We start from the raw sequence: 1,562 nt of genomic DNA, 5'->3' as shown, positions 1-1,562 counted from the left end.
GCTAAAAACAGCGTGTCCGCTGTCTGCCGACCCTCGCGCAAGTCCTCCATTATTTTCCCGTGTGCGCTACGGTCAAAACTCGCCTCCAGCATGGCGCGCGCCTTCGGGTTCAGCTCCCCCTTTAGCGCCTCCTCTTTGAGCTGGCGAAGCTTGGCGTTCATGATCGCCTCCTTGCCGATTCTGTCCATGTGCTCGAAGCCCGTCCACTTAAACACCCAGTCCACCGCCGCCGACAGTTTCGACGGGTCCTTGAACCCTTCGGCAATCGCATCAATGCCGACTTCCTGCTTAGTCACCTTCGACTTGTTTTGGAACGCCGCTTTAGCGCTCACGAAGGTATTGTAAAAGCCCGCCTCGTACAGCGAGAACGACAAGTCCCCGAGCTGCGTTAGCGTCGTCGTAAAGTGCCCCAGTGTGGTTAGTAGGGTGAAGTTCTTCACGCCCCGCAGCCACTTCCACTGCGCCGCCTTGTTGAAGCGCGCCCGTAGCATCTCCTCGACCTGCACCCGCTGCGCAGCATCCACTACCCCAAGATTGCGCAGCCGCGCCATGTGCTTCGCCACCGATTGGCCGACGTCCATCCCGAACAGCTCGTCTGGATCGCCGAGCTGCGGATTGCCCTCGGCCGAGACCGATTTTTGCGCATGCCCCGTTTGGCCTTTACCCCTGAACACCGCCGACTCTCCAAAGAACGCCTTGAGCGCCAGTGCCTCGTTAACCTGCTCGATATAGGTATGCAGCGCCTCAAGCGGCGATGCGTAGAACTGCGAAGTCTCCCTTGTCACCTCCCACACCGTGCGCGCCTTCAGGTTCTGCGGCATCTCCATAAACACGCTCGCGAACGCGCCCGAAGTCTTCGAGCTCGTGCCTTTGCCGCCCCTATCCTTCTTGGCCGACTCCTCGTTTATGGCCTCTACCGCCGCCTCGTCGCCCGCGTAGTAGTCAAGCAGCCCCTGCGAGTCGATCACCTTACGCGGGAAGTAGTTTTCCAGAAAGCCCAGCTCGAAGCCTGCACCTTTTAACTTTGCATGATAGGTTCGTAGTAGCAGCTCCACAGGCCCCCATGCCTCCGCCAGCCCGTGCTTGGTGAGTAGCATATCCCTAACGTTCGCCTCTCCATTCTTTAGCGCTAGATCGAGCCTGTGGTAATCCTCGGGCGCCACCTTCGCGAGCTGCGCCAGCCCATCGGCAAAGGGCCTTACCTTCTCCCACGCGGCCACACGCCCGCGCCCCATGTCGAATTCTAGGCGGCGTAGTCCTTGGCCAAGTACCGGATTTATCTTTTCCATCCGCCGCGCGATAGGCTCCGCCCAGTGGTCTAGCGCCTGCCGTACCCCACGCGTAAAAAGCCCCGCCTCGCGACTCGCCACCAGCTCCGGACTCGCCGCCGCGCTTAGGTCGAACTCGCCCACTTGCCGCGCGCGTATCCGCTCAAGCCGCGCGTCGATCTCCTGTAGTAGCGACTGCGGCACACCGCTCGCCTCAAACACCTGTTGCTTTAACGCCGCCTTCTGCTGCTCCGCAGTCGGACGATTCACAGGCCGAAGCTGGCGGGTCGTGTC

Annotated in this window: 1 protein-coding gene; it reads right to left on the bottom strand. The window is 60.9% G+C overall.

Going from position 1 to position 1,562, the window contains the following annotated elements; all coding sequences use genetic code 11:
- On the bottom strand, window positions 1-1,538 hold a 1,538-nt coding region (locus tag AXK12_RS06715; protein ID WP_156468913.1), incomplete at its 3' end, for a hypothetical protein.
- Between the last annotated feature and the right edge of the window lie 24 nt (window positions 1,539-1,562).

Origin of the sequence: Cephaloticoccus capnophilus, from assembly GCF_001580045.1 — a bacterium.
In the GTDB taxonomy this organism is placed as follows: domain Bacteria; phylum Verrucomicrobiota; class Verrucomicrobiia; order Opitutales; family Opitutaceae; genus Cephaloticoccus; species Cephaloticoccus capnophilus.
The sequence above is the reverse complement of the archived record's forward strand: the minus strand, read 5'-3'. Positions and strand labels throughout refer to the sequence as shown.